The organism is Streptomyces sp. RKAG290, from assembly GCF_023701695.1.
Lineage (GTDB): Bacteria > Actinomycetota > Actinomycetes > Streptomycetales > Streptomycetaceae > Streptomyces.
Map to the genome: position 1 here is coordinate 2,060,784 of NZ_JAJOZC010000001.1, position 23,356 is coordinate 2,084,139.

Below are 23,356 nucleotides of genomic sequence, written 5' to 3' on the forward strand. Positions count from 1 at the left end.
GCACCGACTCCCGGTCCACACCGTGGGCGGCCACCCGGTCCACACCGTGGCCTGCCACCCGGTCCGCGGTGAGGAGGCCGCAGCGTCGATTCCGCGCGGTGCGGCGGCTCAGCCGGCCTTACGGTCCTGCGCGGTGCCGCCGTCCCCGTACAGGGCGCGATCGACCGTCTCGTAGGTCGCACCGTGCTCGGTCAGCACGTCGGATACGACGCCGGGGTTGGCGGTGAGGGCCAGCAGCAGGTGCTCCTCACCGATGAAGCGGTCGCCGCGGCCCAGCGCGATCCGCAGCGACTTCTCCAGGATGCGCTTGGCCTCCCGGTTGAACATGCGGCCGCCCGTCCAGCGGCGGCGGCCCTTGTGGTCACCCTGCAGAGCCCCCTCGCCGTGCGCCTCTTCGATGCGGTCGACGATCGCGGTGAGATCGATGCCGATGCCGGCGAGCGCGTCGGCATCGGCCTTGGTCATGCCGCCGCGCCTGCGCGCATCGGCCAGTGCGGCCTCCACCGACGCCCTGCGGTCCACGAGGCCCAGCGCCGTGACGGCGAACGACGCCCGGCTGCCCTCCTGGTCCAGCAGAGCGAGCAGCAGGTGCTCCTCGGTGACCGGACCGGCGCCGGCCCGTTCGGCATGGGTCACGGCGCCGGTCACGGTGGCCCGGGCGCCCTTGGTGAATCGCTCGAACATCAATGCCTCCCGTACTTCTTGTGCACGGCCTGCCGGCTGACGCCCAGTTCCGCCGCGATCTCCTGCCACGACCAGCCCTGGACGCGGGCGCTTCTGACTTGTACGGCTTCGAGCTGCTCCAGCAGCCGACGCAGCGCGGCGACCGACCGCAGCCCCACCCGGGGGTCGCGGTCGCCGGCGCGAGCGGCGAGATCCGTTGCTTCGGTCATGGTGTCAACTTACGTTGACACCATGACGCATGTCAACCCTAGTTGACAGTCAGCACGATCTTGCCGAACTGGTCACCCGCGGCCAGCCGCTCGAACCCCTCGCGGGCCCGGTCCAGTGGCAGCACCTCGTCGATGACGGGCCGCACACCCGTGGTCGCGCAGAACGCCAGCAGGTCCTCCAGCTCGTCCTTGGACCCCATGGTCGAGCCGACGACCTTCAGCTCCAGGAAGAAGATCCGGGTCAGTTCGGCGTGTGAGGGGCGGTCGCCGCTGGTGGCGCCGGAGATGACCAGCGTTCCGCCGGGGCGCAGGGACTTGACGGAGTGCGACCAGGTGGCGGCGCCGACCGTCTCGATCACCGCGTCGACCCTGGCGGGCAGCCGCGCGCCGGGCTCGTACGCCTCAAGGGCGCCGAGTTCGACGGCCCGCTTGCGCTTGGCCTCGTCCCGGCTGGTGGCGAAGACCCGGAGTCCGGCTGCCCGGCCGAGCACGATCGCGGCGGTGGCGACACCGCCGCCGGCACCCTGGACGAGCACGGAGTCACCGGGCCGCACCCCGGCGTTGGTGAAGAGCATCCGGTAGGCGGTCAGCCAGGCGGTGGGCAGACAGGCCGCCTGCTCGAAGGTGAGCTCCTTCGGCTTGGGCAGCACGTTCCAGCTGGGGACGGTGACCTGCTCGGCGAAGGTGCCCTGATAGCGCTCGGTGAGGATGGAGCGGGGCTCGTCCGGGCCGACCCCGTGTCCGGTCTGGCCGATGACGGAGTGCAGGACGACCTCGTTGCCGTCTTGGTCGATGCCGGCGGCGTCGCAGCCGAGGATCATCGGCAGCTTGTCCTCGGTGATGCCGACACCGCGGAGCGACCAGAGGTCGTGGTGGTTGAGGGAGGCGGCCCGGACGTTGACGGTGGTCCAGCCCGAACGTGCGCCAGGAGCGGGGCGTTCGCCCAGCTCAAGGCCGTTCAGGGGGTGGTCGCGGTCGAGGCGGGATGCGTAGGCGGCGAACATGGCCCCGACGATAGGCCGGGCCGTGGCCCGGCGTAACCGGCTGCGGGTGTGACGCGCACCGCGCGTGACGGGGCGGGACCCGGCCCCTCCGGCGATTGAGGAGCGGGGGCCCGGGGCGGCGCCGCCGAAACGGCGCCGCCCCCGAACCCCCGCCTCAGGACATCAGCGCCGTGCCACACCCTCCGCACGCGCGGCTGCGGCCACCGCGGCCGTGACCGCCGGGGCGACCCGCTCGTCGAACGGGGACGGGATCACGTAGTCCGCGGCCAGCTCGTCGCCCACCACGTCGGCCAGCGCGTTCGCCGCGGCGATCTTCATGCCCTCGGTGATCCGCGACGCCCGCACCTGGAGCGCGCCCGCGAAGATGCCGGGGAACGCCAGCACGTTGTTGATCTGGTTCGGGTAGTCCGACCGTCCGGTCGCCACGACGGCCGCGTACTTGTGCGCGACGTCGGGGTGCACCTCGGGATTCGGGTTCGCCATGGCGAAGACGAACGCCCCGGGCGCCATCGAGGCGACGGCCGGCTCGGGGACCGTACCGCCGGAGACGCCGATGAAGACGTCCGCGCCGGCCAGCGCGGCCTCCAGGGTCCCGGAGATGCCGGCCTTGTTCGTCAGCTCGGCCAGCTCGCGCTTGACCTCCGTCAGGTCCTCGCGGTCCCGGCTGACGATGCCCTTGCGGTCGGCCACGGCGACATCGCCGAGCCCGGCCTCCAGCAGGAACTTGGCGATGGCCACCCCGGCCGCGCCCGCGCCCGAGATGACGGCGCGCAGCTCGCCGAGGCTGCGCCCGGACAGCTTCGCGGCGTTGCGCAGAGCGGCGAGCGTGACCACGGCGGTGCCGTGCTGGTCGTCGTGGAAGACCGGGATGTCGAGCCGCTCCTGGAGCTTGCGCTCGATCTCGAAGCAGCGCGGCGCCGAGATGTCCTCCAGGTTCACCCCGCCGAACGACGGGGCGAGCCGGACGACGGTCTCGACGATCTCGTCCGCGTCGGTGGTCGCGAGCGCGATCGGCACCGCGTCCACGCCGCCGAACTGCTTGAACAGGATCGCCTTGCCCTCCATCACGGGGAGGGAGGCCTCGGGTCCGATGTCGCCGAGCCCCAGCACCGCGGTGCCGTCCGTCACGACGGCGACCACCTGCGACTTCCAGGTGTAGTCGTGGACGAGCTCGGGATTCTCGGCGATCGCGCTGCACACCTTCGCCACACCGGGCGTGTACGCGAGGGACAGGTCGTCCTTGTCCCGGATCGGGACGGTGGACTGCACGGCCATCTTCCCGCCCCGGTGGAGGGCGAAGGCCGGATCGAACGGCTCGTCGGTCGCGCTGTCTGTGTTGCTGTCGCTGCGAGGATTGACGATCTCCGCTGCCATGGTGTTGACCCCTTAAGTCTTCATCGTTTGAGGGTGGCCACTCCTGGTTGAGGAGGGGTGGGTGGGCACCGCGTACGTTCCCTGCGCTGGGCGATTGGCCTGCCCGGCAGGGGAGGTACATACGCGCGGGCGCGCCGCACACGCGCCCTGAGCCCCGGATGAGGGGTGTAAACGTCCTTCTTACCGGACAGGCCACACCGCAGACGAGTCGTTATGCCCACGGTGACGTGACTCATAGTGGGGCATACAGACAAGTCGGCCAGGCGACACGAAATCCGCCCAGAGCGTGTCCAAGGCGGGGGATCTTCCGGCCAGAGGGAGAGATTCCAGTGAAAGGTCCGGCCTTGATGTGCCGGCCCGCTGGGGTTCGGGGGTGTCCCGTTATCCGATTTTGACATGCGGTGCCCCCTGATTGGGCTAGTCCGAATGGCAAGATGCCGAAAACACACAAGGTCACGACATTCGAAGACGAGTTCGCGACCAGTTGGCAACGCCCCTCATCTGCCGGAGGACCCCGATCATGACCGCAAGCACCACCCGCTGTAAGACCGCCGCCAAGTCCCGGATCGCCGCGGTCGGCGCCATCGCGGTCGCCGGCACCATGCTGCTGACCGCCTGTGGCGACCAGACCAGCTCGGGCACCAAGGACAGCGACACCACCAAGTCGTCCTCCGCCCCGCTCTTCGCCAAGCTGCCGAAGAAGTACCAGGACTCCCGCGTCATCAAGGTCGGCACGGACGCCTCCTACGCTCCGATGGAGTACGAGGAGGGCGGAAAGATCGTCGGTATCGACCCCGACATCGCCGCCGCGCTCGGCAAGGAGCTCGGCGTGAAGTTCGAGTTCACCAACGGCACCTTCGACGGCCTCATCTCCTCGCTGAACACCGGGCGCCAGGACGTCGTCATGTCCGCCATGAGTGACACCAAGGCCCGCCAGCAGGGCCTCGACGACAAGGGCAAGAAGGTCGGCAAGGGCGTCGACTTCGTCGACTACTTCACCTCCGGTGTCTCGCTCCTGGTCAAGAAGGGCAACCCCGAGAAGATCACCTCGCTGGACGACCTGTGCGGCACGACCGTCGCCGTCCAGCGCGGCACGATCTACGAGGACACCTTCAAGGCCCAGGCCAAGAAGTGCGGCAGCGACAAGCTGAAGATCGAGCCCTTCGACACCGATGCCGAGGCCCAGAACCGGGTGAAGATCGGCGGCGCGGTCGCCGACCTCAACGACTACCCGGTCGCCGCGCACATCGCGAAGACCGCCGGCGGCGGCAACACCTTCGAGGTCGCCGGCGACCAGACCGACGCCGGCCCCTTCGGCATCGCAGTCGACAAGGACAACGCGCAGCTGCGCGACGCGCTGAAGGAAGCGGTCGCCTCGATCATCAAGAACGGCGAGTACGCGAAGGTCCTGGAGAAGTGGGACGTCAAGAACAGCGCCGTCACCGAGGCAGCCATCAACGCCGGCAAGTAGGACACGGCGTTCTCGCCTCAAGCGTTTCACTGAAGGGCAGTCGCTGTGACTGACAAGTTCGACAAAACGCCCGCCGACGAGCCACCCATGCACTCGGCGGTCTCCAAGGGCGCTTCCACCCCACCGCCCCAGATCAAAGCGATTCCGGTACGGCACTGGGGCCGGTGGGTCTCCGGTGTGATCGTGCTGGGCGTGCTCGGCATGCTCGTCTACTCGTTCTCCCAGGGCGACATCGAGTGGGGCACGGTCGGGGACTTCCTCTTCGACGACAGGATCGTCAAGGGCGCCGTCAACACGGTGATCATCAGTGTCCTGTCGATGATCATCGGCCTGGTCCTGGGCATCGTGTTCGCGGTCATGCGGCTCTCGAAGAACCCGGTGACCGGCGCGGTCGCCTGGCTCTACATCTGGCTCTTCCGCGGCACCCCGGTCTACGTGCAGCTGCTGCTGTGGTTCAACCTCGCCCTGATCTTCCCGATCCTGAACCTCGGGTTCTACAAGGACGAGATGGTCGACGTCATGACGCCGTTCGCCGTCGCCCTCCTGGGCCTCGGTCTGAACGAGGGCGCCTACATGGCGGAAATCGTCCGGTCCGGGATCCAGTCTGTCGACGAGGGACAGACCGAGGCCTCACACGCACTGGGCATGTCCAACGGCAGGACCATGCGCAGGATTGTTCTTCCGCAGGCGATGCGGGTGATCGTGCCGCCGACCGGGAACGAGTTCATCAACCTGCTCAAGACCTCGTCGCTGGTGTCCGCCGTGCAGTTCACAGACTTGACGCGGGCCGCCACCAACATCGGCGCCACCTCGTTCGCGGTCATGGAGATGCTGCTGGTGGCCTCCGTCTGGTACCTGGCGCTGACCAGCGTCTTCAGCATCAGCCAGTACTACGTCGAGCGGTACTACGCACGCGGATCGTTGCGGCAGCTGCCGCTGACTCCGTGGCAGAAGGTCAAGATGAACATGCTGTCTCTCAGCAGCCCCAGGGGCGGAGGTGCCAGCGCATGAACGCCATGGTGAAGGCCGAGGGCGTGCACAAGTCCTTCGGCGCCGCACACATCCTCAAGGGCATCGACCTGGAGGTCGCCCCCCGTGAGGTGTTCTGCCTGGTCGGCCCTTCGGGCTCCGGCAAGTCCACGTTCCTGCGGTGCATCAACCACCTGGAGCAGATCAACAGCGGCCGGCTCTCCGTAGACGGCCGACTGGTGGGCTACCGCCAGAAGGGCGACAAGCTGTACGAGCTGAAGGACAGCGAGGTCGCGGCACAGCGCCGGGACATCGGCATGGTCTTCCAGCGCTTCAACCTGTTCCCGCACATGACGGCTCTTGCCAACGTCATGGAAGCCCCGATGCAGGTCAAGGGTGAGTCGAAGGCGGTCGCCCGGGCGAAGGCCGAGCGGCTGCTGGACCGGGTCGGCCTGTCCGACAAGGCGAACAACTACCCCTCACAGCTCTCCGGCGGACAGCAGCAGCGGGTGGCCATCGCCCGGGCACTGGCCATGGAGCCGAAGCTGATGCTCTTCGACGAGCCCACGTCGGCGCTCGACCCGGAGCTGGTGGGTGATGTCCTGGACGTCATGCGGGGTCTCGCCGAGGACGGCATGACGATGATCGTCGTGACCCACGAGATGGGCTTCGCCCGTGAGGTCGGCGACGCGCTGGTCTTCATGGACGACGGCGTGGTGGTCGAGTCGGGCCACCCGCGCGACGTACTGACCAACCCGCAGCACGACCGGACGAAGTCGTTCCTGTCGAAGGTCCTGTAGGTGCGGTAGCCGAAGCGGCATGCGGGAGGGCGGTACGGACCGAATCCGGGTCCGTACCGCCCTCCCGTGCGTCCGCGCTACTTCTTCGGCAGCAGCTCCGGGCTGAGCATCAGCGTTCGCAGCTGGGCACGGGTGAGCGGCGGGGTCTTGAGCAGCGGTCCCTGGGCGGTGTCGGCCTCGAAGCCGGTGCTGTCCCGCATGGCCAGTTCGCCGCCGTCCCCGAGTGAGAGCCGGGCCACGAGCTCCGAACCCCACTGGGGCGTGGCGCCGTCCCCGTAGTCCATCGAGTCGCTCCAGATCGTCAGTACCCGCCCGTCGGGGAGGCTCTCGCGGACGCAGTCCGTGCGCGGCGGCTCCCCCGCCCCCGGCTTGCACAGGTTCCAGTCCTTCGCGCCGCCCCCGAGCTTCCTGGCGAGCACCTTCGCGTCCCTGACGCCGAAGACGAGGTAGCCGACGCCGCCGTCCCTGCGGACCGCGTACTGGCCGTCCAGCGGGCCGAGCGGGTGTTCCTCGGCCTGCTCAGGCGTCGCGTGCTTGATGAGGACGGCCAGCGACACCTGCTCGACCGAGCCGACACCGGCCGGAAGCAGCTTGACCAGCTGCCTCGCCCGCTCGCTGTCGCCACCGAGCTTGCCGGGCGCGGCCACCGAGGACGTCTGCGGGCTCTGCTCCGGTCCCGAGGTGAGCCCCGGCACCACGAACGCCCCTGCCGCGACCGCGCAGACCGCCGCCGCCGACACCGCGGCCCTGCGGCGCCACCGCACCCGGGCCGCCCGGGCGTAGACCGCCTCCGTGCTGATGACCGGCTGCCCCGCGTCCTCGGCGGCCCGCCCCAGCAGCTCACGCACGTCGTTCATACGAGTTCCTCCGCCATCTCGGCGCGCAGCGCCGCCAACCCCCGAGCCGTGTGGCTCTTGACCGTGTTCTCCCGCATCCCGAGCAGCTCGGCCGTGGCCTCGACGCTCAGGTCCTCCCAGTAGCGCAGCACCAGTACGGCCCGCTGCCTGGCGGTCAGCCGGGCGAGTGCCGCCCGGACCGCGAGGCCGGTGTCCGTGTCGGGTGCGTGGGCCGCCCGGTCGGGCAGCTCGCCGTACGACTGTTCGCGCCGCCAGAACCGGCGGCGGGCCGCGATGAAGGTGTTGACCAGGGTTTTGCGGGCGTACGCCTCGATGTTGTCGAGCCGCCCGTGCCGCCGTCCGCCGAGCACCACCTTGACCAGGGTCGCCTGGACCAGGTCCTCGGCCTCGTGACGGTCGCCGCAGAGCAGGTACGCGCTGCGGAACAGCGCGGTACGTCTGCTCTCGACGAAGGCGTGCAGCGCGGCGTCGTCATCGCTCCGCATCGTCAGCGCCCCTCTCCCGGTCCGCGGGTGCGGACCGTCTCACCCTTCCAGTGCGGTGAGGGGTACGGCAGGTTGCGGCAGCGCGCGGAAACAACGGCAGGGGCGGCCCGGACCGTCGTCCGCACCGCCCCTCCCGGGCCTTGCCGCCTCTACTTCACCTACTTCACCTACTTCACCTACTTCACCGCGAGCACCAGGCTGTCCGAGGGTGAGGACCAGACGGGCCGCGCCTCGGCGAACCCGGCCGCGCGCAGGGTGTCGGCGTGCCACTGCACGGACGGCATGTCGCCGTCGGCGTGCTCGCCGTAGATCTCGTAGCGCTCGGCGGTCGGCCCGGCGAGCACCGGGTCCTTCGCGGCCAGGGCCCACCAGTCCGCCCAGTCCAGGGCGCCGTCGGCCTTGTGCGCGTCCATGGCGGCGTGCCGGTGGGCGCGTTCGGCGGCGTTGATCCGGGGGGTGCCCGTATCGATCATGTGGTCGGCGTTCATGAACACCCCGCCGTCCGTGACGAGGCCGCCGATCTGGCCGTAGAGGGCGGCGAGCGGTTCACTGTGCAGCCAGTGCAGAGCGGTGGCGGTGAGGACCGCGTCGTACGAGTCGTGCGGCAGTCGCGTCGTCCACCGCGGGTCCTTGAGGTCCGCGGTGACGAAGGTGGCGCGCGCGTCGCCGGCGAAGGAGCCGCGGGCGATGGCGAGCAGGGCCGGGTCGAGGTCGACGCCGGTACTGGTGGCGTTCGGGAACCGTCGCAGCAGCCGGTCCGTAATACTTCCCGTACCGCACGCGAGGTCGAGCACCCGCGGTTCGGGGCCCACGAAGGCCTCGACCATGTCGAGCATCACGCGGAAGCGTTCCTCGCGGTCGGGCATGTACCACTCCTGCTGCCGATCCCAGCTCTCCTGCCAGGCCTGCCAGTCGGTACCCCGCACAGTCTCCGTCACTCGAAACCCTCCCATGTAATACCCTGGACCCAGTAAAGCCCATTACTTCTTCGCTGCATCGACCTTAGACCGACGCTGTAAGGACTACAAGTGGAACTGGCCTATTACTCGGACTACGCCGTGCGCCTGGTCAACACCGAGGAGCCGGCCCGCAACAAGGACGCCCTCAACTCGGTCGACGCGGTGCGCGAGCTGTTCGGCACCAACGGGCAGGCCGCCCGCCGGGCGACCGACGCGGACGTGACCCGCTTCAGGTCCGTACGGGCGCGGCTCCGCTCGGTCTTCGAGGCGGCCGACGGCGGGGACGAGACACTCGCCGTCGACCTGCTCAACTCGCTGCTGCTGGAGTTCCCGGTCAGCCCGCAGATCTCCGGCCACGACATCCGGGACGCGGACGGAAAGCCGGACTGGCACATGCACCTGGCCGACCACCCGTCCAACGTCACGGCGGGGTACGCCGCGACCGCGGCGATGGGGCTCGCCTTCCACCTCACCTCGTACGGTGTGGACCGGCTCGGCCTGTGCGAGGCGGCACCGTGCCGCAACGCCTACCTCGACACCTCGACCAACCGTTCCCGCCGCTACTGCTCGGACCGCTGCGCCACCCGCGCCAACGTGGCCGCCTACCGGGCCCGCAAGCGCCTGGAGACGGAGCGCGCCGCCGAGACCGGCCGCAACGCCGAGACGGCCCAGCCCACCACTCCGAGCACCGAGCGCTGATCCTTCGTCAGCGGCCGGTAGCGGGCCCGGACCCTGGCCAGTACGAGCTCCTCGGGAACCGTCCCGTAGTCCGTACTGTCGCCGCCCGCGAAGCGGTTGTCACCGCGCACCCACCAGCCGCCGGTCCGCCGCTCGACGGCTCGTTTGACCACCAGCAGGTCCTGCTGGAACGGATGTCGCAGGATCACCACGTCACCGGGGCGCACCGGCGCCCCGTACTGCACGAGCAGCCAGTCCCCGTGGTGGAGCGTGGGCACCATCGAGGGCCCCGTCACCTCCACCACCTGGAACGGCACTCGCGCCGACAGCCCCCGTGCGGGCTGTTCATCGGTCAGCTCCGGCACCTCCGGCACCTCCCGCATCTCTCCGGCACCTCCCCGGTCCGTCCAGTACACCGTCCACTACAGGGTTCCGTACATTCGGCCACTGGTCCCATCCTCACCCTGGACTTTTGGCCTAAGCCCACGGGGGCACCCGCCAAATCACACTTCTCACGGAGTAATGTCCCACCTGAGAAGACGATCACGAGGAAGGACAGCTCCATGCTTTCCCGCCTGTTTGCCCCCAAGGTGAAGGTCAGCGCCCACTGCGACCTCCCCTGCGGCGTTTACGACCCGGCCCAGGCCCGCATCGAGGCGGAGTCCGTCAAGGCCGTCCAGGAGAAGTACCAGGCCAACGAGGACGCGGACTTCCGCACGCGCGCCGTTCTGATCAAGGAACAGCGTGCCGAGCTCGCGAAGCACCACGTCTCCGTGCTCTGGAGCGACTACTTCAAGCCCCCGCACTTCGAGAAGTACCCGGAGCTGCACCAGCTGGTCAACGACACCCTGAAGGCGCTTTCGGCGGCCAAGGGCTCGAACGACCCGGCCACGGGCCAGAAGGCGCTCGACCTGATCGCCCAGATCGACAAGATCTTCTGGGAGACCAAGAAGGCTTGATCTCTAGTTAGGCGGTCTGACCTGCGGTTTCGCTGGTCGGACTCCCTACTGGTCCGCACCCGGTCCGCAGGCCGCCGAGAACGGCGTCCATCACGGACCGGGTGCGGTCTTCTTCGCCCGGCCACAGGTGCGCGTAGATCCGCAGCGTGATGACGGCGGACGCGTGGCCGAGGACCATCTGGACCTGCTTCACGCTCGCCCCGCCCGCGATGAGCGCGGAGGCGTAGAAGTGCCGCAGGTCGTGGGTCACCATGTGCGGCAGCTCGACGGGTTTGCGGCCCTCACGCTTGGCTGCATCGCTCTCCGCCGCCTGGAGCGCCCTACGTGCGCAATTCCACTCGGTTTTCCAGCGGCGGTAGTTGAGCGGTTCCCCCTCCTCCATCGTGAACAGCCACTCCGTGGAGGGGCGCGCGGCGAGGTGCCCGAGGAGCGCGTCGGTGACGACCTCCCCGACCGGAACCGTACGCCGGGACTTCGCGGTCTTCGGCGGGCCGATCTTCCCCGACTGGAGCCGCTGCCGCTCCACGCGAATGCTGCCGGCCTTGAAGTCGACGTCCGACACCTTCAGGCCCAGCAACTCACCTATGCGCAAGCCTGACCCTGCGAGCACGACGACGGCTGCCCGGATGTACGGCGGCATCACGCGTGCCATGTCCTCCACCTGGGCGACGGTGGGCGGAGTGACCTCCTCGTCCGGCATGACCGGAAGGGTGATCCGGCGGCACGGAGTGGATGCGATGACCTTGTCGTCCACGGCCGCGGTCATGACGCGCACGAGGACGTCGTGGACGTTACGGACGCTGCCGGGGCCGAGCTGGTCGGACAGGTGCTTGAAGAGCACCTGTATGTCATTACGGCGTATCGCCGCCAGTGAGCGGGCGCCCAACGCCGGTACGAGGTGGAGCCGGAGCGCGTTGTCGGTGATGCGCTCACCCGCCTCGCTCGCGATGAGCGAGCCCTGCCACCTCTCGGCGTACTTCTGGAACGTGATGCGACCGGCGCGCGGGTCGACGTACTGACCGGTGACCACGCTGGTCGTGACTTCGTCGAGCCAGCGCTGGGCGTCGAGCTTCCGGTCGAAGTGGCGGGCGTGCTCCTTGCCGTCGAGGTCACGGTATCGGGCGCGCCATTTGCCGTTGGGGCGCTTCTGGATGTTCGCCAAGTGGCTTCTCCTCTGTGCTGGTTGTCAGTAGTGGCCCCCGTCCTCGATGTCGCCGCTGAGGACGCGGGCGTCTCGCCCGTCCCCCATGAGGCGGAGGCATTGCTCATGGATCGCCCGCGAGCTGTCCGGGTGGGCCTTGATGTGGCCGGCGACGGCGACCACGGCACGGTGCAGACGGTCGCGGGCGTCACGGGTTTCGTAGAACGCTTCGACGGCTTCCTGGACGAGCCGTCGGCTGTCGACGTCGAGCCCCTCCAGGGGCGGCGACATCAGCTCTTCGAGGGGGAGCTCGAAGACGCGGGAGAAGGCGAGCGCCTCGTCGAGGTTGATCCGGCGACGGGGTGAGCCGTTCTCGATGCGCCAGACGGCCGTCTGGTTCATCTTCACGCCGGCTCTGGTCACCCGTTCGGCCAGCTCGGTCGTGCTCCACCCTCTGACCTCGCGCTCCAGGGCCACGCGGCCCGCCACGTTGCCTTCGCTGTAGAGCAGCGGCACCTCGCCACCCTCGGGCTTCTCGCTTGCCATCGAACCTCCATCGCGACCATCGCTATCCAAATTGAAACACGGGCTTCCCGGTTTGGCTAACCGCCGATCATGAGGTACTGATTATGCAGATCGAATCACCACCTAGCCGAATGGGAACGCATGCGATACCTGACCACCGCCGAGGTAGCCGAGCGCTACCGCACCGCCGAGAGCACCGTCCGCTACTGGCGCCAGCTCAAGAAGGGGCCGCGCGGCATCAGGGTCGGCAAGCGGGTGCTCTACCCCGAGGCCGAACTGCTGCGCTACGAGCGCGCGCTTATCGACGGCGGAGACGAGTGGGGCCTGGCCTCATGAGCCGCCGGACCGCCCGGACACAGGAACGGCCCTCGGCGCGCCTACGCCGAGGGCCGGAGATCCCCTTGCACCTCGCCCATCCCTGAACGAACTGGTCGGGGGCGAGACCTTGCCCGTCTCGCCCCCACCTGAGAGGAACATCTATGAAGGACCCTACGTCCCCCGCCACCTCGAAGGCATCCGGTGTTGCCTGGCCACCGATCGCGGTCCCGGGCCAGGGTCTGCCTCGCGACCGAGAAGCACGCCCCGCCATCGGAGGCCCGCCCGCCGATGCTCCGAGCCGGAGCTCACGCGACTCGCGACCTGCCGAAACTAGTGCCCCGACAACAGCGTCGGACAGCGCAGGCGTTCCTGCTCCAGGCGGACCAGAGTCCCAAGATAGCGGCGGGCCGGCAGGCGAAGGCAGCGCGCTGCTGGACGACCTCCGTACCGCGATCGGGCGGTACGTGGTGCTGCCGAGCGACGAGGCCCTGACCGCGGTCACCCTCTGGGTCGCGGCCTCCCACATCCAGCCCGCCCTCCAGCACGCGCCACGGCTTGCCGTGGTGGGACCGACCAAGGGGTGCGGCAAGTCCCGTCTCCTGGACGTTCTCTACGAGACCGTCCACCAGCCGATGATGACGGTGAACACCTCCCCCGCGGTCGTCTTCCGCGTCATCGGCAAGAACCCGCCGACGCTGCTGGTGGACGAGGCCGACACCATTTTCGGCCCCAAGGCGGGCGACAAAGAGGACCTGCGCGGCCTGCTGAACGCCGGGCATCAGCGCAACCGGCCGGCCTGGCGGATCTCCGGGCCGGAGCACAAGCCGACCGCGTTCCCCACCTTCGCGATGGCAGCTCTGGCCGGTATCGGCGACCTGCCGGACACGATCATGGACCGCGCGATCGTCATCCGCATGCAGAAGCGCAAGCCGGGCGAGCGGATCACCCCGTTCCGCTCGCGGTACTCCGTGCCGGAACTGCACGCGCTTCGCGACCGGCTGGCCGACTGGCTGGTCCCGCAGCGCGGCACCGTCGCGGGCGCGGTGCCGAAGATGCCCGTCGAGGACCGCGCCGCCGACACATGGGAGCCGCTCGTCATCGTCGCCGACCTCGCCGGCGGGCACTGGCCCGCGCGGGCACGTGCCGCTTGCCTCGCGATGACGCGCAACGAGGTGGTCCAGGACGAGCAGACGACGCTGAAGACGCGGCTGCTGCGTGACATCCGCCGCATCTTCGACCAAGAGGCCGGCAAGGAGGCCATGCGCAGCCAGGACCTGCTCGCGGTCCTCATCCAGGACGCCGAGGCCCCGTGGGCGGAGTACGGCACGAAGGGGCTGAACGCCTACCACCTGGCGAATCTGCTGCGCGACTTCGGTATCAGCCCGGCCAACTACCGATTCGAGAACGGCAGGCAGGCCAAGGCGTACGCCCGCAACCAGTTCGTGGACGCATGGGCCCGCTACTGCCCCGACCCCGCCCTGTCGGCACCCACCGCCGAGGTCCCGGCACATCCGACCCGGGGCAGGCCGCCCGCCCCTCCGTCCGGGACGCTGCCCACCGGCCCGCCGGGAGGGCCCGCAGGCCCCAGGCCCACTCGCTGACACCAGGTCCGCATCAATCCGTCGCATCCGTCCCCGCGCAGGTCAGCGCGGGGACGGATCTCCTCGGCGTTACGGATCACTCCGTACCTGCCTCCGTCTCCGTACCTGTGCTGACCAGCCACGCGACGGATGCGACGGATGCGACGACGGGCCACCCCACACGACTGACGGAGCACCACCATGCCCGAATCGAACGCCGACGACCCCGCCTCCCGCCGACGCAGGAAGTTGTTCAGGCTCACCCGACGACCAGCAGCAAGCTGGAGCGAACGAGCCTCTAACGAGGCTTCGTCCGCGCTTGCCCCCGCCCAGGGGTGGCGGAGGACAAGGCCGAGCGCCAGGGGGCGCCCGAGCCGAAGGAGGGGGCGGCCGAGGACTCTGGCCGGCCCGCAGCCGACTCCGCTCCTCCCCGTACGCCTACCGATGCCCAACCACTCGTCGAGCAGCCCTCCTGGCGGGATCTCGACGCCCCCGCCCTGCCCGCGCAGATGAACCGCAAGCGCACCGTGGAGAAGCGCGACCAGGAGAAGAACATTCGCTTCACGCGCACTGCGGTCCAGGTGATCAGCGCCGCCGCTCAGCAGCGCGGTCAGAGGTTCGCCGGATTCGTCGGGGACGCTGCCCTGGCTGTTGCGCAGGGCAAGGCGGGGATGGTCGGCAGTCCGGAGGACGATCCTCTGCGCCCGCTAATCGAGGCCGTCGAGGTGCACACGGTCGCGCTGAACCGCATCGGCGGCAACCTCAACCAGATCACCGCAGCAATCAACCGGGGAACCGTGCCCGATCGCGCCGAGGCGGTTCTGGACCGCGTCGAGCAAGCAGCACAGAACAGCTTCCACCTCATCGACCAGCTCCTGGCGAACGGCACGCCTCATGGTTCCTGACGTCTCCACCGGCTCCGACAGCCGCGGACTGATCGCCTACCTCTTCGGCCCCGGCCGCCGCGACGAGCACACCAACCCCCACATCGTCGCCGCCTGGGACATGGCCGGCGCTGCCGACCCCGGCCGCGACCCGGCAGCCACCTACTCCCAGCTCGCCAGGCGACTCGACCACCACGTCGACCTGCGCACCCGCGAGCTGGACGGCAAGAAGCCATCGCAGCACGTCTGGCACTGCCCGGTCCGCACCGCACCCGGCGACCGCTACCTCACCGACACCGAGTGGGCCGAGGTCGCCCGCCGCGTAGTGCACGCCACGGGCATCGCCCCCGAAGGCGACGAGAGGGCATGCCGATGGATCGCGGTACGCCACGCCGACGACCACATCCACATCATGGCCACCACCGTCCGCGCCGACGGACGCCGCCCACGCACCCACCAGGACGGTCGACGGGCACAAGCGGAGTGCCGCAGGATCGAGACCGAGTTCGGCCTGCGCCGCCTGAAGTCCGGTGACCTCACAGCCCCCCGTACCCCCACCAGCGCCGAACGCGCCAAGGCCGAGCGCCAGGGCCAGACAATCACGGCACGAAAGTGGCTGCGCGAGCGGGCGTACGCGGTCGCCGCCGCCGTACACACCGAGGCCGACTACTTCACCGTGCTGCAATCCCTCGGCATCAAGGTCAAGACACGCCTCGGCCCCGAGAGCGGCGACGTGATCGGCTACAGCCTCGCCGCACCCGGCGTCACCAACGCAGCCGGCGAACCCGTTTGGTACGGCGGCTCGAAGCTCGCCCCCGACCTCTCCATCAACCGTCTCCGCGAACGCCTCCCCGACCAGGAGATAGCCGACCGCCCCCGGTATGCGGCGGATCCTGCCGAGCCGTGGCAGCACGCCACCGCCGCCATGTTCGAGGCAGGGACCGCCCTCGACTCCGACGACGATGCCGCCGCCGCCCAAGGCCAGCTCGCCGCCTTCGGCGATGCCCTATACAACATCGCCAGCGCCACGCCCGGCCCGCACCGGGCAGAGCTGCGCGCAGCAGCCATGGCGTTCAACCGCGCCCGCCGATCGACCACCCTCGCGGACCACCAAGCAGCTCACGCCCTACGCCAAGCCGCCAAGGAACTCGCTTACGCCTCCAACGAGCCCGGAGGACTCGGCATCGCCCTACTCTTCGCCACCGTGCACCTGGCGCGCGCCGCCGCCAAATGGCACGAGCAGCGAGGCCACGAACAGCAGGCCGCAGCCGCCGACGAAGCCTTCCACCACCTCCAGGCGGGCTACGAGCAGGCCGCCGCGCCCGTCTTGGCGGACTTGGCCCGCCGCGCACCACGAGCCGCGACCGCCAGCCGCTACGAGCAGTACGTTCGTGCGACTCTCCCCGACCACGCCGACCGGATCCTCGCCGACCCCACTTGGGCCGCTCTGACCACCACCCTCGCCCAAGCCGAGACCGCCGGCCACAATCCCCGACGTCTCCTGGCTGAGGTGGGTACCCAGCGGGAACTCGACAGCGCAAAGCACCCCGCCGAGGTCCTCAACTGGCGCATCTCCGCACAGCCGAACAAACGCGTTCAGGCAGCACGTAGGCGAAACACCGTCAGCGGCCCATCTCCCATGTCCACTGCGCCACACCTTCCGGCCACACCAGTGGCCATGAGGCTCGGAGAGCGCAGTCGGCACCACTGACGGCCTGGGCAGATGCTCTCCCCACGCCCTTTTAGGCGAAGTTCCACTCTTCGCTGGGCAGCGAGTGCCACAGGTCGAGCCAGTCATGGAGCAGGAAGAGCGGTCGGGTCAGGACGACGTCGCCGGCCCGCTGGGACCGGATCGCCAGGCCGAGGTCGGCGAAGACCGGATCGCCGGCGACGCTGTACGCCAGGCTGCCGGGCCGTGTGGTGCGGTGGACGAGCCACTCCTCCACGTGGGAAGGCACACAGCCGGTCAGCGGGGCTGCGTCCAGTCTCACCTGGGGGCCGGTGAGAGCGTCTGCGGCGATGCACCCCAGGCGGTCGTCATGGAAGAGGGCTCTGATCCCGCTCTCAGTGAAGTCGGCGTAGTTGAGCTGCTGGTCTTCGCCGTGGTGGGAGTAGGACGAAACGGCTGGCCCTTCTCCGAGGGCACTGGTGATCTCCTCCAAGGTCATCCCGAAGTGCAGGGGGCCGACTCCTACGTACGGCGTGAACGTCCACTCGGCGCGCTCCTTTGCCCTGGCGATTCGCCATGGGCCGCAGTGCCCCACCTCGCTACCTGAGGCGGCCACGGGCGGCTCAGGTGCCGGCTCGTGCGGGGCGGCCGGTATGGGCGCGGTCCGGTCCTCACGCCGGTGGCCGAGTCGTTCCGGGGCTGCGGTGTCCTCGGGTTGCTCTTCCAGCCAGCGGATCGCCTGCTCCTGGTCTTGGCCGAACGGGTCCTCCGCCAACTCGCCTGCCCGGTCCAGGGCCGCGCGGCGCTCCTCCTCCGCAGTGACGAGACCGGTGACGTCCTCGCCCCAGGCAGCCAGCCGTTCCCGGGCGATCCACCGGTAGTACGAGTCCGCGCTCACGGCAAGGCCCTCGCGAACGGCGGGCGCATACAGGGGTACGGACGAGGCGAGGGCGGGGTCGGCCAGGAGCAGTGCGGTGGCCGCGAGCGCGGCCTCCTTCACCAGCGGATCGCCAGCGTCGCAGAAGTCCGCGATGCGGTCGTGGAGTAGCGGCCTGGCAGTTCGGGCGGCGGTCAGATTCTGCGCCGTGCCGCCACCGTCCTCAACGTCCAGGCGGGCGATGTCGGCGAACGCAGCCAGCCAGTTCAGCAGTTCGGCGCGAAGTGACCGGCGACCGGCCCTGCGCTCCCACCGGTCTTCGGCGAGGGTGCGCGGATCGTCGAGAAGACAGGCCAGGACCAAGGCTGCCGGAGCGGTCGCCGGAAACACCTGCTCCTGATTGAGGAGCAGCCGATATAGGTCGTCCACCGCCCGTACTCGGCGGGCCGGGTCGGCTGCGAGCACAGCGCCGAGGATGCCCGCCGTGTCAGGCACACCGTGACGGCCCGTACAGACGTGCGGCAGCTCTTCCCAGGCGGTGCCGGCGAGCTCTGCCTGTGCTCTGGGCGGCAGGGAGCCGGCGGGAGCACCAGAAAGGTCCGGGGTTGATTCGTTGATCACGGCCGCAGTGTTTCAGCCGACTCCGACATCAGGGGTGCCGATACGTGCTACAGACCGCAGACGGCTCACGCACGAGCAATACCCTGATGCCCTCGCTGCTCGTGGCCGCGACGGCATCAGTCGTCAGACGGCGCGGGCTGTGGGTAGCTGCGAGACCCATGTCGTGAGCTCGGTCAGGTGCTCGGGCTGCAGCCCGAAATGTGGGTCGGGCTGAACGAGAAGGGTCGGCGTTCCCCTGGCAGTGCGCTCCGCCGCCCAGGCGTGGTCGAGGCCGGTGAAGTCGTCGTCGATCCAGACGGCCGGGGCGTCTGCCAGCCAGATGTCAACGTGGTCGCGTTTCCAGAGGTAGCCGTCGGGGTGGCTGGTGGTGATCTGGGGGCGAGGCAGGTCGAGGTAAGGGAAGTCGGGCAGCCCCAGGAGAGGGCCGATGATCGTGGTGGCGTCCCTGCGCCAGCTCGTGCACCACACGGGGTGACGAGTCCGCTGGTCAGGAGGTCGGTGAGCATGCCGCCCTGGCTCGGGTCGAGCCAGATGGGCACGGGGTCGTCGGGGTGCCGACCGGTGGGCAGGACGGTGTGGCGGACGTGGGTGGGCGGGGTGCTGCCGTCGGCGGCCGGGAACGGGATGAGGACGCCGTCGATGTCCAGGAGTAGGTAGGGCAGGGGCATCGTTGCCTCCATCGGTCAGCGTTTGCGGGCGGTGATCAGGAGCGTGGTGGGCCACGGGTCGCGGCGCGGGTGCCGCAGCTCCAGCGCCGATGTGATGCGCAGGCCGGTCCGGGAGAGGTGGGCGTCCCAGCGGCGGGCGTCGAACTCCCATCGGGCGAGGGGCAGTCGGGTGCGGTCGGGCATGGTGACGTAGTCCTCGCGCGGACGGTCGTCCGTGGATGGATGTCTTCCGGCCCGTGCCGGGTGAGGGACGGAGAAGGCCAGCACACCGCCAGGTTTCAGGCGTCGGGAAACGGCGGTGAGGAGGAGTTCGGGGGCAACGAGGCCGACGGCGCCGAAGACGGAGTAGATCGCGTCGAAGGTATGGCCGGTGGCCTGCAGGTGGTGCAGTGCGTGGCCGGCGGCGAAGGTGGCGCCGTCGATGTGGCCGTAGTGGGAGCGGGACCGGCGTACCTGGAGGCCGACCAGGTCCACGCCGGTGACGCGGGCCTGGTGGTGCTTTGCGAGGTGGGCCACGTTGTGGCCGGGGCCGCAGCCCAGCTCCAGGACACGTTTGCCACACAGGTCCCGTCCCAGGATCTCGGCGCCGGGACCGATGCCGGCGTGGGTGCTCCATTCCATCCGGGCCGGTGCGGTGAGGGCGTGCGCGGGGGCAGCGGCTGTGCGCTGGGCTGCGTGGGCGTACCAGGGGGAGATCCGGGCGAGCACCTAGACCTCCAGGAGGTGGACCACGTCGTTGAGGTGGCGGCGGACGACGGGGATGTACGCGGGGTCCTTGGCCGGGTCGTCGATCCAGCGGATGGCCTGCTCCATGAACCACTCCACGGCCCACATGCGATGCCAGCCCAGGGCCCATGCCTCGGCGCTCAGGCCGCCCCGGGTGGCGAGGGCGTCTTCATGACCGCCTGCGGTGACGTACTGCTCCAGGAACACCCGCATTCGGAAGGGGCTCGGCACGTCGGTGGTGCCGTGGTAGGAGGCGAGGTCGATCAGGCCGGGTCCGGTGAAGGCGCGGGCGAAGTCGAGGAGGTGCCAGCCGTTCTCCCCGATGTGGACGCTCGTGGGGTGGAACTCGGAGTGGACCCATCCGAACGGGTCGAGCGTCGTACCTTCGACGCGGGCCTCAGCTGCGGCGGAGATCTTCCCCAGGGCGATCTCGACGTCGTCGCAGTCCGTCCATCGGTCGGCTTTCCGCAGCCGTTGGAGGTGGTTGAGGGCTCGACCGGGCAGGGCTGCGAGGCCCGCCCTGTCGAGGAGGGGTAGACCGCCTGCCGGGCGGGCGGCATGGAGCATCACGGCGGCGGCGACACCGTCGAGGTCGTCGGCGTCCCGTACGGGGGTGCCAAGATCGTCCATGAGCATCCCGAGCCAATTGTCCTGCATCGCGGTGGCGTGGAGCGCGGGGACCGGGAGCCCGCGCTGGTATGCCATCCGCAGGGCCTGGGCCTCGCGGTCGAAGGGCTCCTTGGCGTACTTGAAAACGGCCGTGGTGCCGTCGGGGAAGGTGACGCGTTCGACGCCGGACATGCCCCAGACGCGAATCTCGGCACGTTCGGGGAGGGGCTTGCCGACGAGGGCGCACAAGTCGTCCAGCAGGGTGGCGGACAGGCTCTGGTCCATGGGGGTCTCCAGGGGACTGGTGGGCTCCGGGGCGGGCGCGCGCGAGCTGGCCCGCCCCGGAGCCGTACTGGGGGCGGGGTTACTCGGCTGCGGTCACGCGGTGGGCGTAGACCTGCTCGATCCAGCCCGCCTTGAACGCGGCGAGGTCGTCGCGGAAGTTCGCCATCGAGGCACCGTAGGGTGCGACCACGCCGCCGGACTGGTCCGGCACGGACTGGCAGCCGTGCACGAGCCGTCCGCCGAGCGCCGCGTGGGCCTTGATGGACTCGATCCGGCGGTGCTCGTTGAACCAGCCGCCGTGGTAGACCTCGTCGAGCATCCCGCCCGTCGCGTCGTCCAGGTCGAAGACGACGGAAGTAGCGGCGGGAAAGAACCAGCACGGGCCGACGTTGGAGATGTGCCCGTCCAGCTCCACCTTGTTGAGCGCCATCAGCGTGGCCGCCTCGCGAAGCATCCGCAGGTGCTCGGCGGTGACCTGCGGGAGGCCGAGGCCGGCCAAGTGCTCCTCGCGGAAGAGGTACGAGTACACCCCGTACGCCGTCGCCAGCACGCGGGCCGCGTCGGAGGTGGACTCGCCGTGGTTCTTGATGAAGTCGAGCGCAAGCTGCTCGACCGCGCTCCCGGTCGTCTCGTCCACGTCGAGAAGCTGGGCCTTCACCAACTCCCAGTCGGCGACGAGCCAGGTGCTGGACTCGAAGCGGAAGAAGTACTCGGCCGAGTCGATGGTGATGCGCCGGCCGTCCACCTGGATGCCGGGCAGGCGGTTCCAGCGCGGGTCGAAGGCGTCGGGCAGCTCGACCGTGATGGTCGCGGTGTCGATGGTGGTCACCGTGTCTCCGTCTCTGATCGTCCGGGCCGGGGCATAGGAATGCCCGAGCCCGGTGGGGCGTACGGAACTTGGGGGCCGCCCGGCCCGAGAGTGGGGCGGCTGTCGATAAGTGAACCGCCCGCTACGCAGAGTGGGTACGGTGTGAGCGAGGCCATGCGGTATACACGGTTTACGGACCCGGAGCGGAGGCGACCGTGCCGACACCGACCAGCGCCAACTCCCGCCTGCGCGACACGATCAACGCCGCCGGGTGCACATACGACGCACTCGCCAAGGACGTACGCCGCATCGCCGCCGAGAACGGCGAACTACTCCAGACCAACAAGTCGGCCATCTCCCACTGGGTGGGCGGTGCCCGCACACCGTCCGGCCAGGCAGGCCAGTACCTCGCCGAAGCCCTCTCCCGGCGGCTGGGACGCGTCGTCACCCGAACCGAGCTCGGCCTCCACTCACCCGACACGGAGTCGCCACCGGACACCGACCCCGTCACCGCGGTCACCGACCTCGGCCGCGCGGACGTCGAGCGCCGCCGCTTCCTCGCAATCGCCGCCTTCACCACGGCCGGCGTGGCCATGCCGCTCCTGCACGATCAGGAAGCCACCTCGCGGATGCTCCGCGCCCGCACCGCACGCTCCCTCGTCGGAAGCGACGACATCGACGTCGTACGACAGATCACGGCAGCCTTCAGCGCCGCCGACGAACGCCTCGGCGGCGGCCACGGCCTGACCACTGTTACTGCCTACCTCGCCGACACCGCCGCCCCCATGCTGCGCGGACGGTTCCCCTCCGAACCCTTACGCCAGGCCGCCTTCGGCGCTGTCGCTGAACTCGCTTACCTCGCAGGGTGGAAGCACCACGACCTCGGCCACGAAGGCGCCGCCCAGCGCTACTACCAGGTCGGCTACCAACTCGCCTGCGAAGCCGACCCCCACGGCCACGCCGCCTGGATGATGCGTGCCCTCGCCCATCAGTCCCTCAGCCTCAAGCAACCCCACTACTGCGTGGACCTCGTCAAAGGCGCGCTCGCCCGCGGCCTCGGCCACGTGGACGGCCAGACCGAAGCCCTCCTCCACATCACGCACGCCCGCGCCTACGCAGCGGTCGGCGAGAACCCATTGGCCGCCCGCGCTCTCCTCGCCGCTGAAGACGCACTTCTGCGCGAGGACGGGCCCCAGCCCAGCTTCTCCCGCGTCAGCGGTCCCGCCGCCGGCACCGTGGCCAGCCACACCGCACGCACGCTGACCGACCTCGCCGACCACATCGGTACGGAACAGCAGCACCGCGACGCGCTCACCCGCTGGGACCCGGAGAAGTACAAGCGAGTCCACGCCCTCACCCACGCCGACCTCGGCGACAACCTCGCAGCCCAAGCCCGAGCCGACGAAGCGGTCGGGGCCTGGACCCAGGCCCTGGTCCTCATGGAGGGCATGACATCCGACCGCACCCGCAAGGCGATCACCTCGATCCGCTCCACGCTCGCGGTATACCAGCGCCGCCGCGTCCCAGGCGCAGCAGATCTCGCCCGCCGAGCCCGCGAGGCCCTCGCCTAACATGCCCAACAACCCGCCCGACGAAGGGAACCCCGTGGCCCAGCAGACCGACAACCGCCCCCCGGCCCTCAAGCCGGCACTCGACTCCATGACCCTGCTTGTCGCGGCCGTCATCGTCCACGACAAGGCCACCAACCGCGTCGTCCTCCTCCAGCGCAGCGAGAACGCCAAGTTCGCCCAGGGGATGTGGGACCTGCCCGTCGGCAAGAGCGAACCGGGCGAGCCCATCACTGAGACGGCAGTCCGCGAGCTCTACGAGGAGACCGGCCTCACGGTGAAGCCGGAGGCCCTCAAGGTCGCCCACATCATCCACGGAGCCTGGGGCGTTGAGTCCCCCAACGGCTTCCTCACGGTCGTCTTCGCCGCCTATGAGTGGACCGGCGAACCCGAGAACCGCGAACCCCGCAAGCACGCCCAGGTCCGCTGGGTCGACGCGAACGCCATCCCCGAAAACTTCGTAGTCACCACCTCAAGCGCCCTCCACCATTATCTAGGGGGAGACTCAGAGGTCTCCCTCGACGGCTGGCAATAGCAGTACGAACCCGCCCCGGCTATAGCCAGGGCGACCGTTCGCAACAGGCGGACGCGCGCCACGATCGTTCGCACGTCGTCAAGGCATCAAGCC

25 protein-coding genes and 1 pseudogene are annotated in these 23,356 nt (G+C 69.6%); 11 read left to right on the forward strand and 15 right to left on the reverse strand.

What is annotated here, in order from left to right; translation table 11 throughout:
* Positions 1–108: 108 nt before the first annotated feature.
* The 4 genes from LNW71_RS08585 to LNW71_RS08600 all read right to left on the reverse strand — a co-directional run bounded on the left by LNW71_RS08585 (position 109) and on the right by LNW71_RS08600 (position 3,271).
* Positions 109–684, reverse strand: coding sequence for a Clp protease N-terminal domain-containing protein (locus tag LNW71_RS08585; protein WP_250967696.1), 576 nt, complete (start codon positions 682–684; stop codon positions 109–111).
* Positions 684–893, reverse strand: a complete 210-nt coding sequence (locus LNW71_RS08590; RefSeq protein WP_123461611.1) for a sigma factor-like helix-turn-helix DNA-binding protein — start codon at positions 891–893, stop codon at positions 684–686. The genes LNW71_RS08585 and LNW71_RS08590 overlap by 1 nt, the downstream gene beginning before the upstream one ends.
* A gap of 38 nt (positions 894–931) precedes the next feature.
* Positions 932–1,897 (reverse strand): zinc-binding dehydrogenase, encoded by a 966-nt coding sequence (locus tag LNW71_RS08595; RefSeq protein WP_250967697.1) that lies wholly within the window; start codon positions 1,895–1,897, stop codon positions 932–934.
* A 162-nt stretch (positions 1,898–2,059) separates the two neighbouring features.
* A complete protein-coding gene (locus LNW71_RS08600; RefSeq protein WP_250967698.1) occupies positions 2,060–3,271 on the reverse strand; it encodes an NADP-dependent malic enzyme in 1,212 nt (403 codons plus the stop codon).
* A 520-nt stretch (positions 3,272–3,791) separates the two neighbouring features.
* On the opposite strand from LNW71_RS08600, the gene LNW71_RS08605 reads away from it, so the two are divergent.
* The 3 genes from LNW71_RS08605 to LNW71_RS08615 are packed head-to-tail and all read left to right on the forward strand — an operon-like array spanning position 3,792 to position 6,511.
* Positions 3,792–4,742: an ABC transporter substrate-binding protein gene (locus LNW71_RS08605; protein WP_250967699.1), complete on the forward strand. Its 951-nt coding sequence runs from the start codon at positions 3,792–3,794 to the stop codon at positions 4,740–4,742.
* Between the two features lie 45 nt (positions 4,743–4,787).
* Positions 4,788–5,753: an amino acid ABC transporter permease gene (locus LNW71_RS08610; RefSeq protein ID WP_250967700.1), complete on the forward strand. Its 966-nt coding sequence runs from the start codon at positions 4,788–4,790 to the stop codon at positions 5,751–5,753.
* A 5-nt stretch (positions 5,754–5,758) separates the two neighbouring features.
* On the forward strand, positions 5,759–6,511 hold the full coding sequence (locus LNW71_RS08615) for an amino acid ABC transporter ATP-binding protein (protein WP_250971935.1): 753 nt from the start codon (positions 5,759–5,761) through the stop codon (positions 6,509–6,511).
* 77 nt (positions 6,512–6,588) lie between these two features.
* On the opposite strand, the gene LNW71_RS08620 is transcribed toward LNW71_RS08615, so the two are convergent.
* The 3 genes from LNW71_RS08620 to LNW71_RS08630 all read right to left on the reverse strand — a co-directional run bounded on the left by LNW71_RS08620 (position 6,589) and on the right by LNW71_RS08630 (position 8,791).
* Positions 6,589–7,368 (reverse strand): hypothetical protein, encoded by a 780-nt coding sequence (locus LNW71_RS08620; protein ID WP_250967701.1) that lies wholly within the window; start codon positions 7,366–7,368, stop codon positions 6,589–6,591.
* The gene (locus LNW71_RS08625; RefSeq protein ID WP_250967702.1) at positions 7,365–7,853 is read right to left on the reverse strand and encodes a SigE family RNA polymerase sigma factor; all 489 of its coding nucleotides are present in this window, start codon (positions 7,851–7,853) and stop codon (positions 7,365–7,367) included. The genes LNW71_RS08620 and LNW71_RS08625 overlap by 4 nt, the downstream gene beginning before the upstream one ends.
* Positions 7,854–8,029: 176 nt before the next feature.
* On the reverse strand, positions 8,030–8,791 hold the full coding sequence (locus tag LNW71_RS08630) for a class I SAM-dependent methyltransferase (RefSeq protein WP_250967703.1): 762 nt from the start codon (positions 8,789–8,791) through the stop codon (positions 8,030–8,032).
* A gap of 90 nt (positions 8,792–8,881) precedes the next feature.
* On the opposite strand from LNW71_RS08630, the gene LNW71_RS08635 reads away from it, so the two are divergent.
* On the forward strand, positions 8,882–9,511 hold the full coding sequence (locus tag LNW71_RS08635) for a CGNR zinc finger domain-containing protein (protein ID WP_250967704.1): 630 nt from the start codon (positions 8,882–8,884) through the stop codon (positions 9,509–9,511).
* On the opposite strand, the gene sodX is transcribed toward LNW71_RS08635, so the two are convergent.
* Entirely contained in the window at positions 9,415–9,873 is a 459-nt protein-coding gene (sodX, locus tag LNW71_RS08640) for a nickel-type superoxide dismutase maturation protease (protein ID WP_250967705.1), read from the reverse strand. The two genes, LNW71_RS08635 and sodX, sit on opposite strands and share 97 nt — an antisense overlap.
* 180 nt (positions 9,874–10,053) lie before the next feature.
* Between sodX and sodN the strand changes: the two genes are divergently transcribed.
* Complete coding sequence (sodN, locus tag LNW71_RS08645; RefSeq protein ID WP_033298259.1) at positions 10,054–10,449, forward strand: superoxide dismutase, Ni; 396 nt, start codon at positions 10,054–10,056, stop codon at positions 10,447–10,449.
* A 7-nt stretch (positions 10,450–10,456) separates the two neighbouring features.
* On the opposite strand, the gene LNW71_RS08650 is transcribed toward sodN, so the two are convergent.
* Positions 10,457–11,611 (reverse strand): site-specific integrase, encoded by a 1,155-nt coding sequence (locus LNW71_RS08650; protein WP_031091380.1) that lies wholly within the window; start codon positions 11,609–11,611, stop codon positions 10,457–10,459.
* Positions 11,612–11,635: 24 nt separating this feature from the next.
* Positions 11,636–12,136, reverse strand: a complete 501-nt coding sequence (locus LNW71_RS08655) for a helix-turn-helix transcriptional regulator (protein WP_250967706.1) — start codon at positions 12,134–12,136, stop codon at positions 11,636–11,638.
* 120 nt (positions 12,137–12,256) lie between these two features.
* Between LNW71_RS08655 and LNW71_RS08660 the strand changes: the two genes are divergently transcribed.
* From LNW71_RS08660 to LNW71_RS08675, 4 genes are all read left to right on the forward strand, one after another.
* A complete protein-coding gene (locus LNW71_RS08660) occupies positions 12,257–12,451 on the forward strand; it encodes an AlpA family transcriptional regulator (RefSeq protein ID WP_031091378.1) in 195 nt (64 codons plus the stop codon).
* Between the two features lie 143 nt (positions 12,452–12,594).
* Entirely contained in the window at positions 12,595–14,034 is a 1,440-nt protein-coding gene (locus LNW71_RS08665; protein ID WP_250967707.1) for a DUF3631 domain-containing protein, read from the forward strand.
* 314 nt (positions 14,035–14,348) lie between these two features.
* Positions 14,349–14,918, forward strand: a complete 570-nt coding sequence (locus LNW71_RS08670; protein ID WP_250967708.1) for a MobC family plasmid mobilization relaxosome protein — start codon at positions 14,349–14,351, stop codon at positions 14,916–14,918.
* Positions 14,908–16,608, forward strand: a complete 1,701-nt coding sequence (locus tag LNW71_RS08675) for a relaxase/mobilization nuclease domain-containing protein (RefSeq protein WP_250967709.1) — start codon at positions 14,908–14,910, stop codon at positions 16,606–16,608. Before LNW71_RS08670 ends, LNW71_RS08675 begins: the two co-directional genes overlap by 11 nt.
* A 31-nt stretch (positions 16,609–16,639) precedes the next feature.
* Here the strand turns inward: LNW71_RS08675 and LNW71_RS08680 are convergent, their stop codons facing one another.
* The 5 genes and pseudogenes from LNW71_RS08680 to LNW71_RS08700 form a co-directional block, all read right to left on the reverse strand.
* Positions 16,640–18,064 carry a hypothetical protein gene (locus LNW71_RS08680; RefSeq protein ID WP_250967710.1) on the reverse strand — a complete coding sequence of 475 codons (1,425 nt, stop codon included), beginning with the start codon at positions 18,062–18,064 and terminating at the stop codon, positions 16,640–16,642.
* 123 nt (positions 18,065–18,187) lie between these two features.
* Positions 18,188–18,732: pseudogene (locus tag LNW71_RS08685) on the reverse strand (hypothetical protein).
* Between the two features lie 15 nt (positions 18,733–18,747).
* Entirely contained in the window at positions 18,748–19,440 is a 693-nt protein-coding gene (locus tag LNW71_RS08690) for a cyclopropane-fatty-acyl-phospholipid synthase family protein (protein WP_031091367.1), read from the reverse strand.
* Complete coding sequence (locus tag LNW71_RS08695; RefSeq protein WP_250967711.1) at positions 19,441–20,352, reverse strand: phosphotransferase; 912 nt, start codon at positions 20,350–20,352, stop codon at positions 19,441–19,443.
* A 79-nt stretch (positions 20,353–20,431) separates the two neighbouring features.
* The gene (locus tag LNW71_RS08700) at positions 20,432–21,181 is read right to left on the reverse strand and encodes a hypothetical protein (protein WP_250967712.1); all 750 of its coding nucleotides are present in this window, start codon (positions 21,179–21,181) and stop codon (positions 20,432–20,434) included.
* Between the two features lie 194 nt (positions 21,182–21,375).
* On the opposite strand from LNW71_RS08700, the gene LNW71_RS08705 reads away from it, so the two are divergent.
* Both LNW71_RS08705 and LNW71_RS08710 read left to right on the forward strand, forming a co-directional pair.
* Positions 21,376–22,731: a tetratricopeptide repeat protein gene (locus LNW71_RS08705; protein ID WP_250967713.1), complete on the forward strand. Its 1,356-nt coding sequence runs from the start codon at positions 21,376–21,378 to the stop codon at positions 22,729–22,731.
* 1 nt (position 22,732) lies between these two features.
* A complete protein-coding gene (locus LNW71_RS08710) occupies positions 22,733–23,263 on the forward strand; it encodes an NUDIX domain-containing protein (protein WP_250967714.1) in 531 nt (176 codons plus the stop codon).
* Positions 23,264–23,356: the final 93 nt, after the last annotated feature.

Coding starts and splice junctions, on each gene's coding strand:
- LNW71_RS08585 (WP_250967696.1), bottom strand. CDS start 684: ATGTTCGAGCGATTCACCAAGGGCGCCCGGGCCACCGTGACCGGCGCC.
- LNW71_RS08590 (WP_123461611.1), bottom strand. CDS start 893: ATGACCGAAGCAACGGATCTCGCCGCTCGCGCCGGCGACCGCGACCCC.
- LNW71_RS08595 (WP_250967697.1), bottom strand. CDS start 1,897: ATGTTCGCCGCCTACGCATCCCGCCTCGACCGCGACCACCCCCTGAAC.
- LNW71_RS08600 (WP_250967698.1), bottom strand. CDS start 3,271: ATGGCAGCGGAGATCGTCAATCCTCGCAGCGACAGCAACACAGACAGC.
- LNW71_RS08605 (WP_250967699.1), top strand. CDS start 3,792: ATGACCGCAAGCACCACCCGCTGTAAGACCGCCGCCAAGTCCCGGATC.
- LNW71_RS08615 (WP_250971935.1), top strand. CDS start 5,759: ATGGTGAAGGCCGAGGGCGTGCACAAGTCCTTCGGCGCCGCACACATC.
- LNW71_RS08620 (WP_250967701.1), bottom strand. CDS start 7,368: ATGAACGACGTGCGTGAGCTGCTGGGGCGGGCCGCCGAGGACGCGGGG.
- LNW71_RS08625 (WP_250967702.1), bottom strand. CDS start 7,853: ATGCGGAGCGATGACGACGCCGCGCTGCACGCCTTCGTCGAGAGCAGA.
- sodX (WP_250967705.1), bottom strand. CDS start 9,873: ATGCGGGAGGTGCCGGAGGTGCCGGAGCTGACCGATGAACAGCCCGCA.
- sodN (WP_033298259.1), top strand. CDS start 10,054: ATGCTTTCCCGCCTGTTTGCCCCCAAGGTGAAGGTCAGCGCCCACTGC.
- LNW71_RS08655 (WP_250967706.1), bottom strand. CDS start 12,136: ATGGCAAGCGAGAAGCCCGAGGGTGGCGAGGTGCCGCTGCTCTACAGC.
- LNW71_RS08660 (WP_031091378.1), top strand. CDS start 12,257: ATGCGATACCTGACCACCGCCGAGGTAGCCGAGCGCTACCGCACCGCC.
- LNW71_RS08665 (WP_250967707.1), top strand. CDS start 12,595: ATGAAGGACCCTACGTCCCCCGCCACCTCGAAGGCATCCGGTGTTGCC.
- LNW71_RS08675 (WP_250967709.1), top strand. CDS start 14,908: ATGGTTCCTGACGTCTCCACCGGCTCCGACAGCCGCGGACTGATCGCC.
- LNW71_RS08695 (WP_250967711.1), bottom strand. CDS start 20,352: ATGGACCAGAGCCTGTCCGCCACCCTGCTGGACGACTTGTGCGCCCTC.
- LNW71_RS08710 (WP_250967714.1), top strand. CDS start 22,733: ATGCCCAACAACCCGCCCGACGAAGGGAACCCCGTGGCCCAGCAGACC.